The organism is Treponema pedis (genome assembly GCF_017161325.1).
In the GTDB taxonomy this organism is placed as follows: domain Bacteria; phylum Spirochaetota; class Spirochaetia; order Treponematales; family Treponemataceae; genus Treponema_B; species Treponema_B pedis.
In genome coordinates this window covers 2,019,249-2,043,748 of the sequence record NZ_CP045670.1, presented here as the reverse complement: position 1 = coordinate 2,043,748, position 24,500 = coordinate 2,019,249, and the positions used below count along the sequence as shown (strand labels likewise).

At 37.1% G+C, this 24,500-nt stretch carries 20 protein-coding genes and 1 pseudogene; 16 read left to right on the top strand and 5 right to left on the bottom strand.

All coding sequences use genetic code 11. The annotated features are described in order from the left end of the window. Positions 1-100: 100 nt before the first annotated feature. Positions 101-2,466: pseudogene (locus DYQ05_RS09375) on the top strand (ATP-dependent helicase). Between the two features lie 78 nt (positions 2,467-2,544). On the opposite strand, the gene DYQ05_RS09370 reads toward DYQ05_RS09375, so the two are convergent. The 3 genes from DYQ05_RS09370 to DYQ05_RS09360 form a co-directional block, all read right to left on the bottom strand. Continuing rightward, on the bottom strand, positions 2,545-3,153 hold the full coding sequence (locus DYQ05_RS09370) for a TlpA disulfide reductase family protein (RefSeq protein WP_024467682.1): 609 nt from the start codon (positions 3,151-3,153) through the stop codon (positions 2,545-2,547). Positions 3,154-3,262: 109 nt separating this feature from the next. Beyond that, the gene (locus tag DYQ05_RS09365) at positions 3,263-5,356 is read right to left on the bottom strand and encodes a methyl-accepting chemotaxis protein (protein WP_024467683.1); all 2,094 of its coding nucleotides are present in this window, start codon (positions 5,354-5,356) and stop codon (positions 3,263-3,265) included. Positions 5,357-5,915: 559 nt separating this feature from the next. Further along, positions 5,916-6,206 carry an HPF/RaiA family ribosome-associated protein gene (locus tag DYQ05_RS09360; RefSeq protein WP_024465510.1) on the bottom strand — a complete coding sequence of 97 codons (291 nt, stop codon included), beginning with the start codon at positions 6,204-6,206 and terminating at the stop codon, positions 5,916-5,918. A 266-nt stretch (positions 6,207-6,472) separates the two neighbouring features. Here DYQ05_RS09360 and DYQ05_RS09355 point away from each other — a divergent pair, with 266 nt between their 5' ends. From DYQ05_RS09355 to DYQ05_RS09300, 12 genes are all read left to right on the top strand, one after another. Then, positions 6,473-6,754 carry a CRISPR-associated protein Cas2 gene (locus DYQ05_RS09355; protein WP_024467684.1) on the top strand — a complete coding sequence of 94 codons (282 nt, stop codon included), beginning with the start codon at positions 6,473-6,475 and terminating at the stop codon, positions 6,752-6,754. 411 nt (positions 6,755-7,165) lie between these two features. Next, a protein-coding gene (prfB, locus tag DYQ05_RS09350) for a peptide chain release factor 2 (protein WP_252723332.1) occupies positions 7,166-8,258 on the top strand; the annotation gives its coding sequence in 2 pieces (ribosomal slippage) (positions 7,166-7,231 and positions 7,233-8,258; 1,092 coding nt in all). A 12-nt stretch (positions 8,259-8,270) separates the two neighbouring features. Continuing rightward, positions 8,271-8,591, top strand: a complete 321-nt coding sequence (locus DYQ05_RS09345) for a response regulator (protein WP_020965746.1) — start codon at positions 8,271-8,273, stop codon at positions 8,589-8,591. Next, on the top strand, positions 8,582-10,141 hold the full coding sequence (locus DYQ05_RS09340; protein ID WP_206183317.1) for a DUF8525 domain-containing protein: 1,560 nt from the start codon (positions 8,582-8,584) through the stop codon (positions 10,139-10,141). The genes DYQ05_RS09345 and DYQ05_RS09340 overlap by 10 nt, the downstream gene beginning before the upstream one ends. Beyond that, positions 10,128-11,009, top strand: coding sequence for a signal recognition particle-docking protein FtsY (gene ftsY / locus DYQ05_RS09335; protein WP_029409774.1), 882 nt, complete (start codon positions 10,128-10,130; stop codon positions 11,007-11,009). The genes DYQ05_RS09340 and ftsY overlap by 14 nt, the downstream gene beginning before the upstream one ends. 10 nt (positions 11,010-11,019) lie before the next feature. Further along, positions 11,020-11,733 (top strand): hypothetical protein, encoded by a 714-nt coding sequence (locus DYQ05_RS09330; RefSeq protein ID WP_206183316.1) that lies wholly within the window; start codon positions 11,020-11,022, stop codon positions 11,731-11,733. Continuing rightward, a complete protein-coding gene (locus DYQ05_RS09325; protein WP_024467645.1) occupies positions 11,733-13,010 on the top strand; it encodes an FtsX-like permease family protein in 1,278 nt (425 codons plus the stop codon). Before DYQ05_RS09330 ends, DYQ05_RS09325 begins: the two co-directional genes overlap by 1 nt. Next, positions 13,003-13,728: an ABC transporter ATP-binding protein gene (locus DYQ05_RS09320; protein WP_020965741.1), complete on the top strand. Its 726-nt coding sequence runs from the start codon at positions 13,003-13,005 to the stop codon at positions 13,726-13,728. The genes DYQ05_RS09325 and DYQ05_RS09320 overlap by 8 nt, the downstream gene beginning before the upstream one ends. Before the next feature lies 1 nt (position 13,729). Next, entirely contained in the window at positions 13,730-15,064 is a 1,335-nt protein-coding gene (locus DYQ05_RS09315; protein WP_206183315.1) for an ABC transporter permease, read from the top strand. Continuing rightward, on the top strand, positions 15,061-15,564 hold the full coding sequence (locus DYQ05_RS09310) for a UvrB/UvrC motif-containing protein (RefSeq protein ID WP_020965739.1): 504 nt from the start codon (positions 15,061-15,063) through the stop codon (positions 15,562-15,564). The genes DYQ05_RS09315 and DYQ05_RS09310 overlap by 4 nt, the downstream gene beginning before the upstream one ends. Continuing rightward, the gene (locus DYQ05_RS09305; protein WP_024465447.1) at positions 15,548-16,615 is read left to right on the top strand and encodes an ATP--guanido phosphotransferase; all 1,068 of its coding nucleotides are present in this window, start codon (positions 15,548-15,550) and stop codon (positions 16,613-16,615) included. Before DYQ05_RS09310 ends, DYQ05_RS09305 begins: the two co-directional genes overlap by 17 nt. Before the next feature lie 18 nt (positions 16,616-16,633). Beyond that, on the top strand, positions 16,634-19,156 hold the full coding sequence (locus DYQ05_RS09300; RefSeq protein WP_206183314.1) for an ATP-dependent Clp protease ATP-binding subunit: 2,523 nt from the start codon (positions 16,634-16,636) through the stop codon (positions 19,154-19,156). Here DYQ05_RS09300 and DYQ05_RS09295 read toward each other — a convergent pair. Next, positions 19,153-20,424, bottom strand: a complete 1,272-nt coding sequence (locus tag DYQ05_RS09295) for a glucose-1-phosphate adenylyltransferase (RefSeq protein ID WP_024465448.1) — start codon at positions 20,422-20,424, stop codon at positions 19,153-19,155. The two genes, DYQ05_RS09300 and DYQ05_RS09295, sit on opposite strands and share 4 nt — an antisense overlap. 337 nt (positions 20,425-20,761) lie before the next feature. Between DYQ05_RS09295 and DYQ05_RS14020 the strand changes: the two genes are divergently transcribed. From DYQ05_RS14020 to ruvB, 3 genes are read left to right on the top strand one after another with little or no spacing between them, the layout of a single operon-like run. Then, the gene (locus DYQ05_RS14020; RefSeq protein ID WP_252723331.1) at positions 20,762-20,908 is read left to right on the top strand and encodes a hypothetical protein; all 147 of its coding nucleotides are present in this window, start codon (positions 20,762-20,764) and stop codon (positions 20,906-20,908) included. Beyond that, a complete protein-coding gene (locus DYQ05_RS09290) occupies positions 20,895-21,938 on the top strand; it encodes an iron-containing alcohol dehydrogenase (RefSeq protein WP_353934598.1) in 1,044 nt (347 codons plus the stop codon). The genes DYQ05_RS14020 and DYQ05_RS09290 overlap by 14 nt, the downstream gene beginning before the upstream one ends. An 8-nt stretch (positions 21,939-21,946) precedes the next feature. Next, positions 21,947-22,984 carry a Holliday junction branch migration DNA helicase RuvB gene (ruvB, locus tag DYQ05_RS09285; RefSeq protein WP_024467016.1) on the top strand — a complete coding sequence of 346 codons (1,038 nt, stop codon included), beginning with the start codon at positions 21,947-21,949 and terminating at the stop codon, positions 22,982-22,984. A 92-nt stretch (positions 22,985-23,076) separates the two neighbouring features. Here ruvB and DYQ05_RS09280 read toward each other — a convergent pair whose 3' ends face one another. Then, the gene (locus tag DYQ05_RS09280) at positions 23,077-24,417 is read right to left on the bottom strand and encodes a DUF1015 domain-containing protein (RefSeq protein WP_206183313.1); all 1,341 of its coding nucleotides are present in this window, start codon (positions 24,415-24,417) and stop codon (positions 23,077-23,079) included. Positions 24,418-24,500 lie beyond the last annotated feature (83 nt).

The following is a 24,500-nucleotide window of genomic DNA, read 5'->3' as shown; positions in this document are numbered from 1 at the left end:
TCTTTCCATAAATCAAAAAAGATGTTAAAATACCTTCGGTTTGCGGTAAATATTGCAAATCTTTTACTTACGGTAATAAAGAAAAATACGGAGAAGGGTTTTGGATAAGTTAAATTATTTGGAAATTTTAAATAAGGAACAGCTTGAAGCCGTTAAACATCTGGGAGCACCTCTTTTAATTCTTGCGGGGGCAGGCTCCGGAAAAACACGGGTTATTACCACGAAAATTGCATGGCTTATAGCCGAATGCGGTATATTACCCGAGCAAATTTTAGCGGTAACTTTTACAAACAAGGCTGCACGGGAAATGCTTGAAAGGGCGGAAGCCCTGGAGCCCGCAGCCGGAAGGTCTTTAATCCGTACCTTTCATTCTTTCGGTGCATGGATTTTGCGCCGATATTCCGAGGCGGCAGGGTTAAGCCCCAACTTTACCATTTACGATGATGAAGATGCCTGTTCTCTTTTATCGCAGGCAATGCCCGGTCTTTCAAAAAATCAAGTCAGGGGAATCATAAAAAAAATATCTCGTGCAAAAGATTATTGTCTTTTACCTGATAACCCCTTATTGCACGAGGTAGATACCAATCCTCAATTTGCCGAAGCATATCAAAGATATCAAGAGCGTTTAAAAGAAACGGGGAATGCCGATTTCGGGGACTTGATTATGCTTCCCGTAAAACTTTTAAAAGAAATTCCCCAAATACGGGCTTCTTTGCAAAACAGATTTTCGGTAATTATGGTTGATGAATATCAAGATTCCAATATAGCTCAATTTGAATTTTTAAAGCAGCTTGCCGGGGAACATACTTATGTTTGTGTTGTAGGAGATGATGACCAATCCATTTATAGATTCCGGGGAGCGGAAGTACAAAATATTTTAACCTTTGCAGATAATTTTAAAAATACCAAATAATAAGGTTGGAAAAAAATTATCGCTCATATTCCGAAATATTAAGCGTTGCCGATTCGGTAGTGAAAAAAAATTCCGGAAGGTTGGGAAAAACTTTATATGCCGAAAGAGGTTCCGGAGAAAAGCCTGAAATTTATTTTTTACCTAACCAGGAAGCCGAAGCGGAATTGTGCGGGCAGCTTATTCTTCAAGATATAAAAAAAGGCGGACGTTATTCCGATTGGGCGATTCTTTACCGTACAAATGCTCAATCTCTTAATTTTGAAACGGATTTTTTGCATAAAAAAATTCCTTATAAGGTGATAGGTACATTAAAATTTTATGAACGGGAAGAAATAAAAGATACCCTTGCAGTGCTTGCCTTAATTGCAAACGGCAGGGACGAAATTGCTCTAAGGCGGATTATAAATAAACCTGCACGCGGTATAGGCGGAATTACTCAGACAAAACTGATTGAAGCTGCACGCTCCCTTATGTTCGGTCAAAACGGCGATATACCCGGTTTGGAACCGAAAGAAGATTTTATTTCGGCTCTTACAAAGTCTATGGAGCGGATTACGCTTACAAAAAAAGCAAAAACAGGTTTAACCGAATTTTTAGCGGCGGTGGAATATCTCCGCAAAGTTATAGAAACGGGAGACATTAACTTTAATTCAAAGGAAGATGCTTACAGTAAAAAGGGTGAAGGTCTTGCTCCCTTTATTTACGAAATATTAAGGCGTACGGGGCTTGCAGAGCATTATGAGTCGGAAGATGCCGCTTCGGGGACACAAAAAACCGCCAACTTAAACGAACTTGCTAATGCCGCCTCTCTTTATGATTTTTCGGTAACGGGCTTAACGGAGTTTTTAGAACATATAGAGCTGGATAGAAGCCTTGCGGAAACCGACGATAATATTGATTCGGTAAATTTAATTACTATTCATAATACAAAGGGTTTGGAATTTAAAAATGTTATTATAACGGGCCTTGAAACGGGAGTTTTTCCCCGCGACAACGGAGACTTTGACGAACTTGAAGAAGAGAGGCGCTTAATGTATGTCGCATGTACCCGTGCAAAAGATATGCTTTATATGACAACTTGTTCCTCGCGCCGTCTTTACGGAAGCCTTTCGTTTATGCAACCCAGCCGCTTTATTTTTGAAATCGAAAAAAGCCTTGTAAAGTTTTTAGGCATGTCTTCATCGTTTTTTAACGGTTTGTACGGTAATAACGGGAATTACAATGATTACAATGATGAAGATGAAAAAAATGAGTATGCTTACGGACAAGAGCTTAACGCAAACCCGTATAAAAAGAAAACTTATTCGCTGAAAGAAAATCCGTACGGGAAACAAATAGATATTTCCTCTATAAAGAAGCCAAAAAACGTAAATCCTTTAAACGGCAAGTGGAAAAAGGGGGTAAGAATTTATCATGATGAATACGGATACGGCGGAATTATAAAAGCGGAAGAAACGGAAGGGGAGCTTGTTATAAGCGTTAAATTTGAAACGGGATTTGAAAAAAGGTTTATGCCCGCATATCAGAGCGGCGAATTAACGGTTATAAAATAAGGGTTTAATATCCTTGTGTTTACGGAATAAAAAAATAAGCCGAAAGATTATAAAATCTTCCGGCTTACAAGCCTCGGCTTATTTCATCATCATACCTAAATGCTTGTCAAAGAATTTTTTAAAACCTTCAAGGTCCAAGGCTCCCGTATGGAAAGAACCTTTAACGATTGCACCTTTTTTATCTACAAAAAAGCTTGTAGGAACTCCCGTAAGAGTATCGGTAACCGCTGCGAATTCCGGTACGGAATATAAGGCTTTAAATGTACAGCCTGAATCCTTCCAAATTTCTTTTGCCAAATCGAGCGTGGAAGTATCTTCTTTGGAAAGGTCAATAGTAATGGCTATTACGTTACAATTCTTTTTTGCATATTCTTTGTATGCGGCTTCAAGAGCGGGAAGTTCTACCTTGCAAGGGCCGCAAAATGTTCCCCAAACGTTTACAAGTGTAAGGTCATATTTGGAAAAGATTTCGTTTGTTACGGTGTTTCCGTCCAAATCGATTGTGGAAAATTCCAAAACCGTCGATTTTGAAGCCGAAGCTTCCATTTCCTTAGGTGCTGCAGTTGAAGAAGCATTATCGTTCATGGACATAGAGTCTTCCATAGGTTTCATTTCTTCAGATTTTGAGCACGACCCGAAAATTACGGCACAAATCAATACCGCTAAGATAATTTTACTGTGTTTCATTTAAAAACTCCTAATATAAATATACAGATAAACAGTCTTTTTTGCTATAGGTAACAATAAAATTTTTAAAAAAAAGCCGTTTTTATTGTTTTTTTAGTTATTATTTATGCTATACTTTAAACTTTCCTACCTCATCTGCAAGGTTTTCTATACTTTGCTTATTTTTTTGTGTAATTTCGCTTACTTCCTGTACGGCGTTGCTTATTTGTACCGCTCCCGACGCCATTTCATTCATACTGTCGGTAATTACACGAGTAAGACTGTCAAGTTTTCTCATTTCTTCGGCTACATTTTCCCCGCCGCGCAGCATTTCCGCCGAACCGTCGCTGACTTCCGCCGTAACCGTGTTAATATCCTTAATTGCGGTTAAAACTTCGCGGCTTCCGTGTTCCTGCTCTTGCATGGCTTCCATAAGTTTTCCGCTCATAGTTTTTACCTGCTCCGATAAATCGAAAATTACATTAAATTTTTCTTCCGCCGTTTTGGAAGCCTCCGATAAGGCTTCAATTTCGCCGGACAGGGTTTTTAAAACGGCTGTTATGGTTTTTCCCTGTATACTTGATTCTTCGGCAAGTTTACGTATTTCGTCCGCAACAACGGCGAAACCCTTTCCGGCTTCTCCGGCATGGGCGGCTTCAATAGCCGCGTTCATTGCAAGTAAATTTGTCTGGCTTGCGATATGCTGAATAACGGAACTTGCCTCCAATAGACCTCCCGATTCTTCCGCAATTTTCCGGGTTACATTATTTGAAGTTATTATCGATTTTTTTCCGTCTTCCGTTGCCGAAGCGAGGTTTTTAACTACTTCGTTTGTTGTTTCCAAAGTTTGCGTAATAGAACCTATATTTGCAACCATTTGTTCAACTGCGGAAGAGGATTCGGCTACGGACGCCGCCTGATTTTCGATATTACCGTTAAGCTGTTTTATAGTGCGGATAATTTGTTCTATGGTAGCCGCAGTTTCCGTAACGCTTGCAGCCTGTGTAAGGGTTTGTTGTTTTATTCCGTCTATATTTGCACTTATTTGATGAACGGCGCTTGCGGTTTCAGTCATATTGCTTGCAAGCTCTCCTCCGACTTCTTCCATTACGGCCGTATTTGATTCAACCTCTTTAACCGAAGCTCCTATTTTTTGTATAGTTTGGTTAAAATATCCGGCAAGGTCAGTAATTTCATTATTACCGTGTAACGGCAGCCGTACAGTTAAATCTCCTTCTCCTTGGGCTATATTTTTAAGTGCCGTTACAACATTTACTATGGGTTTTACAATTGCATGCGAGACAATAAATACAACACATAAAGTGGCGATAAAAATTACTATACTTATACCGTACATGGAATTGCGTAAGGTTTGTATTGTTCCCATAAATTCTTCTACCGGCGCTTTTACTATAACCGTCCAATTTGTAGATTTTATAATCGCATGGGAAGCAATATTGGAAATTCCTTCATAAGTATAATAGCCGAAAGTCGAGTCGGTATTTTTTAAAGCACTTGATTCGAAATTTGCAAGTGAAACAAGGCTGCTGTTGTTTTTTACCATATTTGATGAATTATTTCTGTTTAATACAAAGTCGAAATTTCTGTGAGCAATAACGGTTCCGTCCACACCTAAAATATAGCAATAGCCGTTTTGTCCTACCGTAATATTTTTAATATTTTCGGAGAGCCAGTTTGCAGGACAGGTGGCAAGCAGGACATAGGATACATTGCGGTCGTAATCATAAACCGGAACTGCAAATGCTACAATAAATTCTCCCGTAAGGCGGGAGTTTATAGGTTCGTTTAAAAAGTTTTTACCTCCTTTGGCGGAAATATACCAAGGGCGGTCTCCTATAAAATTCGTTTCTCCGTTATCAAGATGGCGGTTGCCGCTTAAATCGCATAAATGTAAATTTATTATCTGATTATTAAAGGCCGCTTCTTTTTTTAAATATGCGGTTTTTTCCCGATAAGACAGTTCCTTATTGCGCAGGATAGGAGCCCGTGCTACACCTTCAAGAAATTGAAAGAAGGCTGTAATCCGTCCGTCAATAACTTCCGCCGTATCCTTCGCCTTATCGGTCAAATGCTCAATAACTTTTTCCGTAACGGCTTTTTTTGTAAGCTGCATTGCGATAAATCCCAGTATAAATGTTGCTACTGCAATCAATATACCGAAGATAATTAAAAGTCTTGTTCTGATAGAAATCCTTTTGTTCATTTATATTCTCCTTACAACCCGATTTTTAAAATTAAAAATCGGGTTTAAATTAAGCCGGATTGATAAGTTGTTTTGTTAAAATATTAAGAAATAAATTCTATCGAAATAATGAGGTTCCCTAACGGCTCTCAATATAATCGATAGCCCTGTATTTGTGCAGTTCGTAGCGGTTAAGGTTTAAGCGCTTTGTTTATTCAGATATTTCAGGCATAAAGAATGATTTTTCGTATGCGATAAAAATTAAAGGAATGAAAATAATTTTCAAGTGTGTATTCAAATTGTTCGGCAGCGTATAAATTGTTCATAATTTTCATTGGAAGAATTATTATAGTTATTTTTTTATTCTTGTCAATCGGTATAATTTAAATTTGTTATTGTTTTAATTAAATCCGGGAGTTTTTATTGTTAATATTTTCCGATATCGAATAAATTTACCGTACACACGCTGCCCGAAGTGAATAAAAAAACACATCATAGTCTGCAATCTTATCGAAAGCGGCGGTTTAAATAAAGGCTTAAATAAATTTGTTAAAAAGAGAAACTTTTAAAGCCTTCGGGCTTATTTTTTCTCTTGAATTTTATCTTTTTCTTTTTTTACCTTTTGGTCGATTATATCCATCATTTTATTTATACCTGCTTCAAACTCATAATTTTCGGAAGAAATATGTGCTGTTCCGCCCCATCTGAAGTTAATGGTTGTATCATAGATGAATTTTTTATCCAGTTTTATAAAACACTGGATATCGGTTATCAAATCTTCGGCATATTCGATTCTTTTAAATTTTTGCTCGACATATTTTTTTTGATTTTCGTCCATGGTAAATTTTACGGCTTGAGTGTTTATATTCATAATATCCTCCGGAAAAGCATTCAGCTTTATATATAGCATAGCACATATTTTTTTAAAAGTCGAGTAAAAATTTCGTTTTTTTAATAAAAATTTAAAGAAATTTAAAAATCCTTTCGTTTTTCAAGCAAAAAAGCATATTTTTCGATTTTATCGTGTTTTCTTGATTATGATTTGAGGCGCGGTATAAAAGGTTTATATCCTTCTGAGTAAAACGGTTAAGTTCAAGGGGTTTGACAATTTTCCTTTTTTATCGTATTCTATTATCTATGTTTGTTTCAGTTGTTATAGATCCGGGAGGTAAAGAAACAGCATCAAACCTTGCCGAGGTTTTAACTTCCAACGGTTTTGAGCGCGTTCAGCGTGCTTGCTGGGAATCGGTAACGATGAGCGATGAAGGGCTTATTACTTTAAAGCAGGATATCGACAGGGTTACCGACTATTATGATGTTGTCCGTCTTTATCAATATCCCGTACAGGACGTTTTGGCGATTACTACGCTTTATAAAAAAAAGTGGAGGCGGGTTTTGGTGCGTCCGCCTGCAAAATAAGAGGTTTGTTTTTATTGAAGAAGCTTAAAACAGGTTTCGGTTGCAACAAATCCGAATACATTTTTAACTCTTACGGAAACGGACGCTATTTTTAAACCGACTTATACGTTTCGGGAAAAGCCTTTTTACTATTAAAGGCTGTCTTTTTAGTGAAAAAAAATTGCCGATAAGGTTTCCTTTAAAAAAGCGGACGAAAAAAGCCTTTTAATTTAAACAATGAGAGCAAATATTAAGGGAAAAGGTTGTGCTTGACACAAAAAAACAAGCTTAAATAATTGCAAGCAGACACAAGGGCTTAAAGAAAAAACTGACGATAAAAGAGTTTAGGGTGAAAGTCCGCTTGTAATAAATAAAATGTAACTGCTGAAACGGCGGATTTATCGATAAAATTGATATTGTGAGGTGATTTTTATGGAAGAATATAGGACAAAACTTGTTGAATTAAAAAATGATGTAAACGGAATTTGGGGGCGTCTTTGACCCCGTTGCAATAAACGCAAAAATTGCCGAAAAAGAAGCCTTAACGCTTGCAGCCGGTTTTTGGAACGATACTAAAAAGGCTGAAATGACTATGGGAGAAATAAAGGCTTTAAAAAACAGAATTGAACCTTGGAAAGCCCTGATTGATGAAATTGCCGATTTGGAGGTCTTAATCGAACTTTTAGATGAGTCGGGCGATATCAATACGGCAAAAGAGGTTGAAACATCATACAATGAACTTTACGAAAAATACCGAAAACTTAATACTCTTAATTTACTTTCGGGAGAAGTAGATAAAAACCATGCCTTTCTTCATGCCGGAGCGGGAGGAACGGAGGCTTGCGACTGGGCAAGTATGCTGGTGCGTATGTATTTACGCTGGTGTGAAGCTCATAATTTTAAAGCGGAAACAATCGATTTAATAGAGGCTGAAGGCGGAATTAAATCGGTAACTTTTCAAATAACGGGAGAATATGCGTTCGGCCTTTTAAAATGCGAAACGGGTATTCACCGTCTTGTACGCATAAGTCCCTTTGATTCAAACGGGAAAAGACATACTTCTTTTACTTCCGTGTTTGTTTTCCCCGTGCTTGACGATACAATCGATGTTGATATACGCCCCGAAGATTTACGTATAGATACCTACCGTTCGGGAGGGGCTGGCGGACAACACGTAAATAAAACCGATTCCGCAGTGCGAATTACTCATTTGCCCACGGGAATTGTGGTCGCCTGCCAATCGCAGCGAAGCCAAATAAGCAACCGCACTACTGCAATGAACGTTTTAAAAGCCCGGCTGTATAATTATTATGAAGAACAAAAAGAAAAAGAGAATATGAAATTCGCCGCCGAAAAAAAAGATATTTCGTGGGGAAATCAGATTCGTTCTTACGTTTTTCAACCGTACACTATGGTAAAGGACCACAGAACAAAATACGAAACGGGAAATATCCAAGCCGTTATGAACGGTGAAATAGATGAGTTTATAAATGTGTTTTTAAACACGAACCTTGAAAATAGATAAGGAAGAACTTTTGTGATTTGTATAGTTTGTAAATCGGAATTTTTATCTTCTCAAATAAAAAAAATATGCGAAACGCATTTAAACGAAATAATAAACGAAACTTCTTTCCCTGAACTTTTAAAGACTTTAAGTGAAAAAAAAGTCCGCCTTGTATTTTTCGATTCGGAATTTTTTATCGATTCCGCAAAGTATAGGAAGGTAAGCCCCGAAACCCGTTTTATAGTTATTGCACGTGCAGGTTTTGAAGAAAAAGCTGCCGAAGCAATCCGTTGCGGAGCGTCCGATTTTATTTTATGCCCATTTTTTGAAAGCGGGGTGTTAAATTGTCTGTAAAATGTATTTTTAAGTTTATTTTATTTTTCTCATTTCCCTGTTTTTTAATTGCTCGGGAAGCCGGAGCTGAAAAAGATGAGTGGGTAATTGCGGTTTCCGAATTTGAAACGGAATCGGTTGCTCAGTCTTATCAAAATTATAAAACAATAATTCCTGAAATGTTTTTAATATATTTGGATACGGGAGCAAAACGGCTTGTTCCGTTTGAAGAAAAAAAAATGCGCGCCGTAACTTCAGCTTCGAATAAACGGCTTTCCCTTATAAAAGAAAGGGCTAAACTTATATCCGAAAGAGATTCGCTTTTTTTATCTGCGGAAGATGTAAAAATAAAAGAAAAAAAAGAAAAAAAATTAAACGGTGAAATTGAAAAAAAAGAAAAAGAAATTTTTTATTCACGTGCGGATATCGCAATTCAGGAAAATAAATTTTTTCAAAAAGATTCCGTTAAAAATGTTGTTTTGTGGAAGCAGGGGCAAGCCTTATACAAACTTTCCGGAAATGCGGTTTCTTCGGAAACCTTGGCTAAAGAAAATATTTCGGCTCTTATTTACGGAACGGTAAAAGATATTTCAGGCTACATGGTTATAAAAGTAAAACTTGATACGGGTTTAATAGGAATGCCCGTGCATGAGTTTTCGGATGCCGGAAGATATGAGGACGTTGAGCAAATTGTTCAAGCTCTCGCTTATCAAATTTATACGGTAATTCAAAATGCAAAGGAAATAAAAGTTTTTTTTGATGTAACTCCGAAAGAAGCAAAACTTTATATAGATAATAAAGCGGTAACGGATTTTTCAAAGCCTATTGCTCTTCATGCCGGTAAATATACGGTGAGCGCTTCCGCTGAAAATTATGCGGAGGCTTCGAAAGAGATTATTATAGAAAATCAAGAGGCTTATACTTTAAAAATAAGTTTACAAAAAGACGGACAGACTAAGATAGGATTTAATCTTGCGGAAAAAACTCCTCATGTTTTTTTTAAAACACAATATTCCGCAACCGTGCCGGGTATTATAACTATTCCGCGTGTAAAAACAATTTTGGAATTTAATAACGGAGGAGTTCATACCTTCGGTTTATTTGACCCTGAAAAAACCGGACGCAATAATCTTAACGGGGATTTATCTCCTGAATATGTACAAAGTATGATTGTCGATTTGAATAAAAAAAATACTAAGGATTCTATAGAATTACATAGAAAAATTTTATATTGGTCGCTTGCGGCCTTTTATGTAAGTCTTCCCGTTACTATGATTTTAAAATCCAGATTGGATGATAAAATACAATCGTTTAAAGAAGGGAAGTTTCCTTTAACTCAGGATAAGGTAAATGAAATAAATAAGTTCGGTTATATTCAACAGGGGTTTCAATGGGTAACCGTTGCTTTGGGCGTAAATTATTTTATTCAGCTGATTATTTATCTTGTAAAAGCCGACAGAGCATTGCCTCGTCAAATTAAACCCGATATAGTTACTCCCGAATATAAAGTTAAAGAAAAGTTAAACACAAATGAAAATAAAACGGAGATAAAACAAGATGAGCAGGAGTAAAAATTTTGCAGACGGTTTAAAAAAAATATTCGGATTATATAACGGGCCTGATGAAGCTTTTTTTGAACGGTTAAGCGATACGCTTATTGAAGGAGATATAGGTGCAAAAACCGCAATGCTGATTGAAGATGAGCTTCGTGCAATTTGTAAAAAAGAAAAACTTAATTCCGAAGAAGATGTTTTAAATTCTCTTTATAAAATAATTTTACCTTATGTAAAATCGTGCGAATTTATTCCGGAAAAAGATAAAGTTTCAATTTATCTTATTCTGGGGGTAAACGGTGTCGGAAAAACTACTACAATTGCAAAAATGGCTCATTATTATAAAAGTAAATATTCAACGCCTATTATATTGGCTGCAGGAGATACTTTTAGAGCCGCCGCCATTGAACAGCTTAAATTTCACGGAGAAAAAAATAATGTACGTGTTGTAGCGCATAAAAACGGGGGAGACCCCGGAGCCGTTATTTTTGATGCCGGAGAGGCAATGGCTGCCTCAGGCGGCGGATTGGTTTTAGCCGATACTGCGGGGCGGCTTCATAATAAAGAAAATTTGGTACGGGAGTTACAAAAAATTGACCGCATTGCAAAAACCAAGGCCGGCGAAGGATGTTATAAAAAAATATTAGTTCTTGATTCAACTACGGGACAAAACGGTTTACGCCAAGCTGAGGTTTTTCATAATGCTGTGGGTATAGATGCAATCGTTTTAACCAAGTACGATTCTACCGCAAAGGGAGGAGCGGCAATTACGGCGGGTAAAGAACTTTCTCTTCCTGTTTTGTTTGCAGGGACCGGCGAAAAATATGAAGATTTAATTCCTTTTTCTCCTGAAGATTATGTAAAAGAATTTATAGGAAAAAGATAATATTAAAATTATGAAAATTAAAAAAAATATTTTTTTTATTTTGTATTTTTTATTTTTCTCTTTTTGTTTTTCCGAAAATGCGGGAGATAAAAATTTTACCGAATCTTCGGAAAGCGGTTCGGCGGTATCCGAAAGTAAAATTGAAAACTCCGAAAAAAAAGACGGTTTAAATGATGACGGGGCTTCTGAAGATAAAAAAGATAAACGTAATAAAAAGACTGCGGAAGATTTTTATTCTTTACAAAATTCGGGGCTTACGGCGTGTTACGGTGAAAGATGGTTTTTTGAACAATTCGATGAAAACGGAAATGCAATTATTTCAGTGCTTTACGAAAAAGACAAACTCATCGAAAAACGGAGTTATACTTATAATGACGGATACAAGGCTGCCGCCGAAATTGTTTTATCCGATAAGATAATAAAAATAAAATATAATAAAAAGGGGTTTGAACTTGAAAATGAAGTGTATACTCTCGAATCGGAATTAACCGAAAAAACCGTAAACGTTTATAACGGAAAAGATTTATTGGTTAAAACCGTTTTTATAAAAGATGAAACCGAACGCTCTTCCGAATTTTCTTATAATATAAACGGAAAAAGAATTTCGCAAACCGATTTTTTAGACGGAAAAAAATTGAGTTTTATAGAATATAAAAACGATAAAAAAATTATTCATCTTTTTGAAGACGGAAAAGAAATAAAAATACTGGAGGAATCTATATAATGAAAAAAAAATTAAGCTGGATTTTTTTTGTATTAAACAGATTTAATTCCGCCGACACGCAAGGACGTTCCTCCGCATCGACTATGTTTTCGATTTTAGGAATAGCTTTCGGTGTTACCGTTTTAATAGTAATCCTTTCTGTAATGAACGGTTTTCAAATGGGATACATTGATACTATTATGCAGGTAAGTTCCGCTCATATAAGATTGTACGGGACTTCGGAAGAATTACAAAAATGCGAAAATCTGCATTTACACGAATCCTTTTTTAAATTTAAAGAAGTAAAAACCTTATTGCAAGGCGACTATGAAAAACAACACGGCATATTATTGCGTGCAGTCGAACATGATGTATTACAAAAAGATTTCGGATTTGCAAAAACCGTAAAAATGACATCGGGTTCTTTTAATCTTGAGCAAGACAATTATGCCGTTATAGGTTATGAATTGGCAAGACAGCTTGCTTTATCCGTAGGAGATACCGCAATAATATTGGCAGCGGCGGGTTCTTCCGATACGGATATATTTCCCGAAAATCGGGAGCTTATTGTTACGGGGATTTTTAAGACAGGCTATTATGCGGTAGATTCTTCTTTTGCCTTTGTTTCGCTTGACGGCGGAAACAAAATCTTAGGAAACGAAAAAAAATTATATGCTTCCGTAAAATTAAAAAATCAAAATAACGATGCTTTATACATCTCTTCCGTAAAAAATGCAGTCCCTGAAATAGAAGCTGAATCTTGGCGTTCATATAACCATGCTTTTTTCGGAGCTTTGCAAATAGAAAAAAATATGATGCTTTTATTGATTGTTTTAATTTTTTTGGTAGTTGCGGTCAATATTTATAACGGAATGAGACGTTCCATTTATGAAAGGCGTGAAGATATTTCCGTACTGGTTTCAATGGGTGCATATACGAAATATGTTCAGTTTATTTTTATTGCAAACGGTTTTACAATAGGTTTTATAGGTTCCGTTTCCGGGCTTTTACTCGGACTTTTTCTTTCACTGCAAATAAATTCGATATTTGCAATTACGGAACAAGCGGTAAATAAGGTTTTACTGTTTATTTCCATTTTAAGTCAAGGTTATGTAAGTGAAGAGTTTTATGTTTTTAATCCCGTTTATCTTTATATGGAAGATGTACCGGTAAGACTTTTTTTCGGTGAAATTTTAAGCGTATTTTTGTTCGGCGTTTTTTCAGCTTCATCGGCAGCCCTTATTGCCGCAAAGCGTATTTTAAAATTTAAACCTGCGGAGGTAATGCGTTATGAGTAAGATTGTAGTTTCAATTTCAAATTTGACAAAAACTTTTTTATCTGCAAACGAAAAACTTGTAATTTTAGATAATCTCGATTTTACAATTGAAGAAAATAAAAAGATTTCCATTATAGGCGAGTCCGGTTCGGGGAAAAGTACTTTTTTAAATGTTCTTGGCGGGCTTGAATCCTTTGATGAAGGTGAAATATTTGCAGGTTCTCCTGAAGAAACCGGGAGGCAATATGCAGTTCACCTGCTTGATGAAAAATCTTTAACCGAATATAGAAGTTCTTTTTTGGGACTTGTATTTCAGTTTCATTATTTATTAAAAGATTTTACGGCATTGGAAAATATTATGCTGCCCGCCTTAATTGCCGGAAAACCCAAACGGGAAATAAAAGAAAAAGCTCTTTCTCTTTTGGAAGATGTAAAACTTCAGGAACGGGCATCGCATTTCCCTATGCAGCTTTCAGGAGGGGAAAGACAGCGTGTTGCCGTTGCGCGTTCTTTAATAAATGAACCCTCTCTTTTATTGGCGGACGAACCTACAGGTAATTTGGACCCCGCAAATGCTCAAGCCGTTCAGAATCTTTTGTTTTCGGTAGCGGATAAGCATAAAAAAACATTAGTTGTAGTTACGCATGATGCTAAAATTGCCGAATTGACCGATGTCTGTTATCGGCTTAAAAACGGAAAGCTGGTGCAGGTAAGGTTCGGAGAAGAGGAGCGGCTTTGAAATGAGGCAATTTGTTTTTATAAGCATGGCCTTCCGTTTTTTGGGAATAGGCTCGGGAAAAAGCGTTTCAAATGCACGTAAAAGTTTGCTCGGTGCGGTTTTGGGAATTGGAATCAGTATTGTTCCCGTTGTTGTTGTGCTTATAGTTTCGGACGGAATGATTGAAGGTATTACTTCCCGAACTGTAGAACTCGGAACGGGACATTTGCAGCTTGTAAATATGCGTATATTTTCGGAATTAAAAAACTGTGAGACGGAAAAAGAAGCAAAAAAAATTCTTTCGGAAAATCTTGAAAATGATTTTTTTAAAGATGCTTGGATTGAGCGGCAGGGAAACGGTTTAATTATCGGAAAAAACGGAAGGAGCGGCGGGACAATACGAGCGATTGAGCCTGAATTTTTTTTAAAAAACGGCAATGTAAAAAAATTAATTAAAATTATAGACGGAAAATTGGAATTTGAAACGGAGCGCTCGGTAATACTCGGGAAAAAGATTGCAGAATCCCTGGAATTAAAAGCCGGTGATGTATGCAGGGTTATAACCTTAAATAAAAATAAAAAAGGGAACACTGTGCCTAAGGTTTCTTCTTTTACCGTTTCGGGCATTATTTCTTCAGGTTATCAGGAATTGGACTCTTTATGGGTTTTTATTCCTCTTGAACAAGGTATAAAAATTATGCCTGTTACTTCTTCATTTACATCGGTTTTAGTTTCGACGGAAAATCCTTTTGACGAAGTTAAATTGAATGAGTTATATTTTAAACTTAATAAAATTTTACCCGACAATTTTACGGTTTATACTTGGAAGGATTTAAACCGTACGAGCTTTATAACCTTTGCGACAACTAAAAATATTTTAATGTTTATTATGTTTTTAATCGTGCTTGTAGCTTCGGCAAATATTTCTTCTGCTGTGGTAATGCTTGTAATGGAAAGAAGGAGGGAAGTTGCGATTTTAAAAGCAACGGGTACACCGCCTTCTTCAATTACTCTTTCTTTTTTGTTTGCAGGGTTTTTAACCGGTTTGGGCGGGATTATCTTCGGAATGCCCTTAGGTATTTTGGCCGCCCTTCATATAAATGAAATATTTTCTTTTATTGAAAAACTGTTAAACTATTTACAAAATTTTTTTTATTCGGTTTTTGCCGGCGGAGTACCTTTGGAAATTCATATTTTGGATCCGGCTTTTTATTTGGAAAGCATTCCCGTAATAATTGATTTTAAGGAGCTTTATTTAATTGCCGTGTCGATGCTTATTTTATCGGTCGCAGTTTGTATTATTCCGGCTTTGAGGGCGGGAAAAGAAAGACCGATTGAAATTATGAGGAAATTATGATTTGCGATATGTGTAAAAAAAACGAAGCAGCCGTTTCTATCGAGCAAATTTCTGACGGCGCTAAAAAAAATATTTATTTATGCAGAGATTGCGCTGCAAAATTCGGATTCGGAATTTTTTCCGAAAAAATGGATATTTCAATTAAAAATATCTTTAATAATTATGAGCTTAACAAAAAACTCGAATTTGAAAATTCTCCCGTGTGTCCGCACTGCGGTCAAAAGCTTTTAGATATAAGATTTAAACAAAAAATCGGCTGTGTAAATTGTTTTTCGGCCTTTAAAAATGAAATTGCGGAAATTTTAAAGCAAAAGAAAAAAGATTTGCGGTATACCGGAGTAATTCAAAAATCAAAGGTAATCGGTTTTGAAAATAAGCTTATTGCAGCTGAACTCAGGCAAAAGTTACGTAAGGCAATTGAAGCGGAAGAATACGAAAAGGCGGCTTTTTTGCGCGATGAGTTAAAAGCTTTGGAGAAAAAATATGAAAGTGAAACTTGACGGTTGGTACAGTGAAACGGGAGAGCAAAATGATGTTGTTTTATTTACGAGATGTAATATTGCTCGGAATATTTCAGGGTTTTTATTCCCGCTTTTAATTTCGCATATAGATTCGCAAGAAATTACTTCGCTCCTTTTTTCTTTTTTTGATACGCTTGAAGATTCGGCTTATTTTAAAAAGATAAAACTTGATGCAATCGACCCTCTTGCGGTAAAACTTCTTGAAGAGCGCGGTATCCTTTTCAGCAAATTGCCGGTTGAAGCGGATAAAGCCTTGGTAGTACATGATAACGGTTCTTTGTATACCGGAATAAACATGGAGGACCATATAAATATTTCTTCATTTGCCGCAGGTTTTGATGTGCATGCAGCCCTTGCTCCCGCTTCCGATTTGGAAGATAGAATGCAAAATAAGTTTGTATTTTCCGCCGTAGAAGATGCAGGGTTTATAACTTCGGATATAACCGGAATAGGCTCCGGTATAAAATACTCTGCTTTATGTTCTCTTCCCGGAATTCTATTATCGAATAAATTAAGCTCTGTAGTGGAATTTGCAAGGGAATGCGGGTTAAATGTTTCAGGCTACTATGCTGCCAATTCAAAAGAATCGATAGGGTTTCTTTTTGCAATTTCTACAGGGATTTGCGCGGGAGGAGATGAAACTGTTCAACTTGCGGAATTTGTTTCCGGTGTTCAAAATATTATTGACAGGGAACGCTCTTTACGTAAAAGTTTTGCCGAGGAAAATAAGTTAAAAACGGAAGATATGATTTTCCGTGCTTCTGCAATTTTTAAATATGCAAAACTTATGGAATTTAAAGAAGCTGCGGATATTATTTTTAAAATCAAACTTGGTTTAAATTTAAATCTTATTGAAGGAATTACTCATGAGCAATGCAATTCTATGTTGTTTAAAATTCAAATGGGACATCTTGCATTTTTATTGTTAAACGATAATATGTTTGATAAATCAATTACGGAATCTTCTATAGAAGAGTGCAGAGCAAACCTTATTAAAGATATTTGCTCTAAAATCCGAATTAAAGAATAGGAGCGGCAGGAGGTTATTATGTTTCAAGGGCTTTCGCAAAATGCGCATAAATTATTAAACATTTTCGTACAGCAAGAGGCGGGAAAAGTAAATGCGGATTTTTTTCAGCCGGAACATGTGTTATTGGCGTTGATAAAAAATAAAACCGGGCGCGGTTACGAAATATTACAAAATCTTAATATCGATATCTTAAATTTACAGCTTGCGGTGGAGCAAAATATTTTTGTAAGACAAGGTGAGCGGATTATAGGCGAAATTCCGCCTTCGCGCAGAATTAAAACTCTCATCGATATTGCCGCAATAGAATCCAGAACAATGAGGCATAATTATATCGGTACCGAGCATATTTTAATTGCTCTTTCAAGAGAAGATAACTCAATTTTGTCGCAGTTTTTTGTAAGGCATAATATTTTTCTTGACGATGTAAGAAATGCGGCTTTAAAACTTACTTCCAATCCGGATTGGAGGCAAAAAGGCTCTCCTTTCGATAAACCCGCAGAAACACAAAAACGTAAAGATTCAACCTTAATGGAATTCGGAAGGGATTTAACCGATATTGTTCGGGACGGAAAATCGGACCCCGTAATAGGCAGAGAAAAAGAAATAGGGCGTCTTGTTCAAATTCTTTCAAGGCGTACAAAAAATAATCCCGTACTTGTAGGCGAACCCGGAATAGGAAAAACCGCAATTATCGAAGGCTTGGCTTATGCGATAACGAACGAGCAAGTGCCTCATAATCTTTTAAATAAAAGGCTTGTTTCTTTAGACTTAGGCTCCGTAATTGCCGGGACAAAATATCGCGGTCAGTTTGAAGAGCGGTTAAAGCAAATTATTACCGAAATAAAAGAAGATAAAAACATCATTTTATTTATTGATGAATTGCATAACCTCGTAGGTACGGGCGGGTCGCAAGGCGCTATGGACGCTGCAAATATTTTAAAGCCCGCTTTAGCGCGTGGTGAAATACAGTGTATAGGCGCTACAACCGTCGATGAATACCGAAGGTATTTTCAAAATGACGGAGCGTTGGAGCGCCGCTTTCAAACTATAAATATAAAAGAACCGAGCCCTGAAGAAACATTTGAAATCCTTTTAGGTGTAAAATCGAAGTATGAGACTCATCATAATGTCATTTACGGCGATGAAATTTTGCATAAAATAATAGAGTATTCCAAACGGTATATTACCGACAGATTTTTTCCCGATAAAGCTATAGATGTTTTAGATGAAATAGGCGCTATGAAAAAAACCGTTTTGGATAAACGTCCTGCAGAGCTTTTTCAAGTCGAAGAAAAGATAAAAAAACTTACGGAAGAAAAAACGGAATTGGTTGCGCTTCAAAATTATGAAAAAGCGGCTTTGATACGAGATGAAGTATTGGTTTTAAAAAACGACCTTGCGGAAATTAAAATGCGCTGGCTGAATCCGCCTGAACACCCCGCTCACCGCATAGATGAAAACGATGTTGCTCAGGTTATTTCCGTTATGACGGATATTCCCGTTACGAAACTTACAGCGGACGAAACAAAACGCATTTTACAAATTGAAAGCGAGTTAAAAAAATCGGTTGTGGGACAGGATGAACCCGTAGAGATTATTTCAAATTCAATACGGAGGTCCCGTGCAGGTATTTCCTCTCCCGATAGACCTATAGGTTCTTTTTTATTTTTAGGTCCTACGGGAGTAGGAAAAACCTTGCTTGCAAAAACGCTTGCCGGCTTTTTATTCGGAACAAAAGATTCTTTGATAAGAATAGATATGAGCGATTATATGGAAAAACACAATGCGGCACGGTTAATAGGAGCTCCTCCCGGATATATCGGATTTGAAAACGGAGGCTTTTTAACGGAAAAGATAAGGCGCAATCCTTATTCAGTTGTCCTGTTGGACGAAGTCGAAAAGGCTCACCCCGATGTATTTAATATTCTTTTACAAATTTTAGAAGAAGGAGAACTTAGGGACAGCCGCGGAAAAATAGTTAATTTTAAAAATACCGTTATTTTAATGACGAGTAATGCAGGTTCAAAGTCCATAATTAAAGAGCAGCAGTTGGGCTTTAATCCTTCAGGTTCGGGTGTTATGGATTATTCTGAAATAAAAGCTAATGCGATGAATGAAATTAAAAAATTTTTACCTCCTGAATTTATAAACCGTATTGACGACATTTTGGTATTTAAACCGCTTACCGAAGAAAATATAAAACATATTTTTAAATTGGAAATGGAAAAATTTAAAGCCCGCCTTTCGGAAAAACAGTTATTTATAGAAGTTTCGCAAGCGGCTCAAAAATATTTTATAGAAAACGGATATAATCCTTCTTACGGTGCAAGACCCATGCGCCGTCTTTTGCAGACAAAAATAGAAGATGTTTTAGCGGTTAAAATTATCGAAGAAGAATTTGTAAAAAATTCAACGGCATTTATAGACTGTGTAAACGGTGAAATTTGTATAACCGTAAACAAAGAAAATAAGTTTGAAAACGACAACTTACATTCTTTACCGGAGCCTATGAAGGTTGCAGCGGAATATACTGAAAATTAAATTACCGTATTGTTTTGTATTACGGAATTTTTTATTATTACGTAAATACCGTCTACAACATGATAAGTACCGTAATCTCCGTCAGGCGGAATGTTTCCGTTACCTATTGAAACATTGTCGCCTATGCGGACATTTTTGTCGATAATGGCGGAGCGTATTTTACAATTATTCCCGATACCTATATTCGGTAAACCGTTTTTTTTGTTTAATTCTTTTTCTTCGCCGCTTTCATAATAATCGGCTCCCATACAAATTGTATCTTCTATAAAACTGCCGGTTTCAATTACGGAGCGTACTCCGATTACCGAATGGTGAATGACCGCATTTGTTATTACACAGCCGTCGCTGCAATTTGCTCTTTTTAATTCCGCGGAATTGATTTTTGAAGTGGGTAAACTTCTGTTGTGCGTATAAATCGGGCTTTGTGCATCGTAAAAATCGAATTTCGGTTGTATTTCGGTTAAATCCAAAGTAGCCTCATAAAAAGAACGTATTGTTCCTATATCGGTCCAATAACCATTATGCGGAAAGGCAGATACCTTATATTTACTAAGCGATTCCGGTATTACTTCTTTTCCGAAATCGGTATATTTACTGTCTAAACACTCTTCCATTACTTTTGCGCTGAAAATATAAATTCCCATTGAAGCAAGATATTCTTTTTGAGGGTTATCCGGTTTTATTGCGGAGCTGTAAGGAATTTTCCATGTGTTTATATCTTTTTCCGTTCCAGGTTTTTCCATAAACTCGGTTATTTGAGAATGTTCGTTTACTTTCATTATACCGAAACCGGAGGCATCTTCGCGGGTTACGGGCGTACAGGCTACGGTGATATCCGACCCCGATTCTTCATGAAATTTTAGAAAATTTTTTAAGTCCATTCTGTAGAGCTGGTCGCCTGCAAGAATAAGATAATGAGTAGGTTTATCGTGTCTGAAATGATGAAGGTTTTTGCGTACGGCATCGGCTGTACCTTTATACCAACCGGTATTATCGAAGGTTTGTTCCGCGGCTAAAATTTCAACGAATCCGTTTGAAAAGGTATCGAAGGTATAGGCCTTTGCAATGTGAAGATGAAGAGATGCGGAATTAAATTGAGTTACAATGTAAATGTTTCTAAACCCCGAATTTATACAGTTTGAAAGCGGAATGTCGATAATGCGGTGTTTCCCTCCGAACGGAACCGCAGGTTTTGAGCGGTGTTTTGTAAGAGGAAAAAGTCTTGTGCCCTTTCCTCCGCCTAAAATTATAGATAGAACCTTTGCCATATTTTCCTTCCGTAAAAAATATTTTAAGAAATTTTAACATTTCTTACTTCATAATTATATAACGGTTTTTAAAATTTTACCAGAGGGAAATTACATTTTTTTATAAAGTTGACAAGGCTAATGGAATCTGAAGGTTTAATACAAGAAGTAAGGTTGCAAAAAGTGAGTATTTGTTATATACTTATATTCGTTTATTTTAGTCTGTTTTAAACTCGTGAGTTTGCTTTGCAAACTCCTTATTATATGCCGTTTCTCATTGCATTACGAAACGGCGGAAATAAACACTCCTCGGAATTTGAAAATTCCTTGCGGGCGTTTATTTTATACGGAGGTTTTTATGTATGATTTTGATTTTGAAGTGCCTGTAAAGATTTTATTCGGAAAAAACGGAGTTAAAAATTTAGCCGAAGAAATTTTAAAATACGGTAAAAGAGTGTTGCTTTGTTACGGAAGCGGGAGTATAAAAAAAAATCGGACTTTATGATGAGATTACGGAGCAGCTTAAATCGAAGAATATCTTTTTTAAAGAGCTTTCCGGTATTTCTCCCAATCCCCGTATTACCGAAGTGGAAGAGGGTGTAAAAACCGTACGTGAAAACAATCTGGATTTTATTTTGCCGGTCGGCGGCGGCAGTACTATTGATTGTGCAAAAGCCGTTTCAGCTTGCGTAAATTATCGGGGGGATGCTTGGGACATTATTACCGGAAAAGCCGTAATACAAAAGACTCTTCCGATAGGAACCGTTTTAACCATTGCCGCTACAGGTTCCGAAATGAATTGCGGTGCCGTTATTTCGAATCTTAAAACAAAAGAAAAACTGGGGTTTGCCGATAAACTGCTTTTGCCTAAATTTTCCGTGCTTAACCCCGAGTATACTTTTTCGGTTCCTAAAATACAAACTGCGGCAGGTACCGCCGATATTATGAGCCATACATTTGAATGTTATTTTAGCTTAAATGACGGAGCTTTTTTGCAGGACCGCTTTGCGGAAAGTATTTTAAAAACCTGTATAAAATACGGCCCCATCGCAATAAGGGAACCCGAAAATTACGAAGCCAGAGCCAATTTATTGTGGGCGAATTCTTGGGCAATTAACGGTCTTCTTGACGGGGGAAAAAATACGGCATGGTCCGTTCACCCTATGGAGCACGAGTTAAGCGCATTTTACGATATTACCCACGGTATAGGTCTTGCAATCTTAACTCCTCATTGGCTTTCTCATTGTTTAAATTCTTCTACCGTAGAAAAAATTGCGGATTACGGAAAAAATGTGTGGAACCTTCCGCAAGATGAAGATGTTTACAAAACGGCTCAAGATGCGATTCAAAAAACACATAATTTCTTCGTTTCGCTGGGTATTCCCATGACGCTTAAAGATGTAAATATAAGGGAAGAACATTTGGAAGAGATGGCGGAAGCTGCAATAAGGCACCGCGGAAAAAACGGAAAAATTTACGGTTTTCAGGAACTTACGGAAAAAGACGTGCTTGCAATTTATAAGGCGGCAATGTAAAAATCTTTATGGAAAATTTTGATGTTGTACGGCCTGAAGAACAGGCGGGAGACGATAAGGATAGGGCTCTCAGACCTAAACTTTTAGCTGATTTTAGAGGTCAAAGTAAGGCTAAGGAAAATCTTGCGGTTTTTATTAAGGCTGCCCGCGAGCGCGGTGAAAGTTTGGACCATTTGTTTTTAATAGGGCCTCCAGGTCTCGGAAAGACTACTCTTGCGCAAATTACGGCAAACGAACTCGGTGTTGATTTTAAGGTTACGGGAGCGCCCGCCTTGGATAAGCCTAAAGATTTAGCCGGTATTTTAACGACCCTAACCGAAAGAAGCGTGTTTTTTATCGATGAAATTCACAGATTAAAACCTGCAATCGAAGAAATGCTTTATATTGCAATGGAAGATTACGAGCTTGATTGGATAATAGGGCAGGGGCCGGGAGCCAGAACAGTGCGTATTCCGATTCCGCCTTTTACATTGATAGGAGCTACTACCAGAGCCGGCATGGTTTCAAGCCCGCTTATAAGCCGTTTCGGAATTGTGCAGCGCTTTGAATTTTACTCTTATGAAGAGCTTTCATCAATTATTTGCCGTTCGGCTTCCATTTTGGAAATAAAGATAAAAGAGGCCGCCGCTTTAGCTTTAGCAAAATGCTCGCGCGGAACGCCTCGTGTAGCAAACCGTCTTTTACGCCGTATGCGCGACTTTGCGCAAGTTGCAGGAAAGGCTCAAATTGATGAAGCCGTAGTTGTTGCGGGTTTAAAACAGCTTAACATAGATAAACTCGGGCTTGAAACCTATGACAGGCAGATTCTAAGCTCAATTATAGAAAATTACGGCGGAGGTCCTGTAGGGGCTGAAACCCTTGCAATTTCCATAGGTGAATCGCAGGATACACTGGAAGATTACTACGAGCCTTATTTAATTCAATCCGGGCTTATTCAGCGAACCCCGCGCGGCAGAACGGTTACCGATAAGGCTTATACCCATTTAGGTTTAAAGCCTCCGGTAAAACTTAACCAAGTTTCTCAAGAGAATTCTTTATTTGACTAAAATGAATAAAGCCTATTGAATATCGTTTATTTACCGCCGTTTCGTAATGTAAGGCATACAATACACGATGTTTGCAAAGCAAACTCGCGAGCTTAACTAAGACTTCTGCATTCAAGATAAAAGCGTTTTTCGCTGGCCTCTCCCATAGAAAAACTTTTGCGCGGTAGCGAGCCGTATTCCGCAATTGTAGAAAAAAAGTTCATTTTTGATATGGGCGGTAAAAGAACCGATACGGAATTTACCTTTTCCGAAAGGCGAAAGGCTTCATCGGTTCCGTGAATATAATCTATCTTTTTCTCTGAACCTGTAAACTCATCTAAAAGCGGCTGAATTGCGCTTATTGCAAGACAATCAAGATTTGTTTCCAAACAAATCAATCCTTCCCGTTCGGAAATAAAGCCGAAAGATGATGTTGAAGATTCGACTTTATTCAAAAGTTCTTCTTCGGATTTACATTTTATCACCGTACCGCCTAATTTTGATTGTATAAAATCCGTCAGTTTTTTGCCGTCGGTATCGAAAAGTATACGGTGAATCGGCTCAAAGGTGAGTCCCGAATCGTATAGATTTACTATTTCCACTAATGCGTATCTGAGAGGATGGTTTTCAATACTTTTAGGAATTGATACGGAGCCGTCTTCCGCCGGAATAGAGCCTGTTTTTTGTTTAAATTCTTCCCATACTGCCTTTGCAGCGGCAAGTGAATGGTTCCCGTCTCCTACTGCAAACATAAATGTCGAACCGTCTTCACCGGTATTATTTTTATAAAGTTTTTCAAGTGCGGGTTTTATTACCGCGGAAGATAATTCTTGCGGAATAGCCCAGCCTGAAATGCTTCCGGCATTCATCATTAAATCAAAATTATATATAGGAGAGACCTCTGTTTTATGAATATTTTTTTCCAGTTCTCCGATAAGAATATTATCATAGTCGTTTGCAAGGAGCATAATATGGGGAAGTTCAATCGGAGCAGTCCGTCTTATTTCCATACGCGGAGGGAGTCTATCCAATATAGTTGCCTCCGTAGCCCGTATTTCCGCTTTAGAAGATTTTTTCCAATCATATTTTTCCAAATCTATGCATGTAATAAGCCCTTTTCGGGTACGTCCGTAAAAAGTCTTTCTTTCAATATAAATCATGGAAGAAATAGGCTCCGCAAAAACGGCATTTTTAATATAATTTTGCATATTATTATGTATTTTTATGACTTCTTCTTGTCTCTGTTTTTCCGAGAGATTGTGCAAGTAAAATTCCGGTAAAATAATATGCCGTGCGGAGTGTTTATTTTTTGTAATGGATTGTACTTTATCCCAATACTCTTTATCTTGTGTATATTGGTCGCAGGCTATTACAGCCCAAACGGAAAAATCCGTAAGTTTACCCGGAAGTAAAATATCCGGAGTTTTTAAAGCGTATTTTTCGAATATGTTCATATTGGAAATTATAATAGATAATGTAAATAAATTCCAGTACTTCAGATAGGTTGACAAAAACCTGCATATACAGCATAATTAAA

Excerpts from the sequence above, each read along its gene's own strand:
- DYQ05_RS09370 (WP_024467682.1), bottom strand. The coding sequence starts at position 3,153 with ATGAAACACAGTAAAATTATCTTAGCGGTATTGATTTGTGCCGTAATT.
- DYQ05_RS09365 (WP_024467683.1), bottom strand. The coding sequence starts at position 5,356 with ATGAACAAAAGGATTTCTATCAGAACAAGACTTTTAATTATCTTCGGT.
- DYQ05_RS09360 (WP_024465510.1), bottom strand. The coding sequence starts at position 6,206 with ATGAATATAAACACTCAAGCCGTAAAATTTACCATGGACGAAAATCAA.
- DYQ05_RS09355 (WP_024467684.1), top strand. The coding sequence starts at position 6,473 with ATGTTTGTTTCAGTTGTTATAGATCCGGGAGGTAAAGAAACAGCATCA.
- ftsY (WP_029409774.1), top strand. The coding sequence starts at position 10,128 with ATGAGCAGGAGTAAAAATTTTGCAGACGGTTTAAAAAAAATATTCGGA.
- DYQ05_RS09330 (WP_206183316.1), top strand. The coding sequence starts at position 11,020 with ATGAAAATTAAAAAAAATATTTTTTTTATTTTGTATTTTTTATTTTTC.
- DYQ05_RS09325 (WP_024467645.1), top strand. The coding sequence starts at position 11,733 with ATGAAAAAAAAATTAAGCTGGATTTTTTTTGTATTAAACAGATTTAAT.
- DYQ05_RS09320 (WP_020965741.1), top strand. The coding sequence starts at position 13,003 with ATGAGTAAGATTGTAGTTTCAATTTCAAATTTGACAAAAACTTTTTTA.
- DYQ05_RS09315 (WP_206183315.1), top strand. The coding sequence starts at position 13,730 with ATGAGGCAATTTGTTTTTATAAGCATGGCCTTCCGTTTTTTGGGAATA.
- DYQ05_RS09310 (WP_020965739.1), top strand. The coding sequence starts at position 15,061 with ATGATTTGCGATATGTGTAAAAAAAACGAAGCAGCCGTTTCTATCGAG.
- DYQ05_RS09305 (WP_024465447.1), top strand. The coding sequence starts at position 15,548 with ATGAAAGTGAAACTTGACGGTTGGTACAGTGAAACGGGAGAGCAAAAT.
- DYQ05_RS09300 (WP_206183314.1), top strand. The coding sequence starts at position 16,634 with ATGTTTCAAGGGCTTTCGCAAAATGCGCATAAATTATTAAACATTTTC.
- DYQ05_RS09295 (WP_024465448.1), bottom strand. The coding sequence starts at position 20,424 with ATGGCAAAGGTTCTATCTATAATTTTAGGCGGAGGAAAGGGCACAAGA.
- DYQ05_RS14020 (WP_252723331.1), top strand. The coding sequence starts at position 20,762 with ATGTATGATTTTGATTTTGAAGTGCCTGTAAAGATTTTATTCGGAAAA.
- ruvB (WP_024467016.1), top strand. The coding sequence starts at position 21,947 with ATGGAAAATTTTGATGTTGTACGGCCTGAAGAACAGGCGGGAGACGAT.
- DYQ05_RS09280 (WP_206183313.1), bottom strand. The coding sequence starts at position 24,417 with ATGAACATATTCGAAAAATACGCTTTAAAAACTCCGGATATTTTACTT.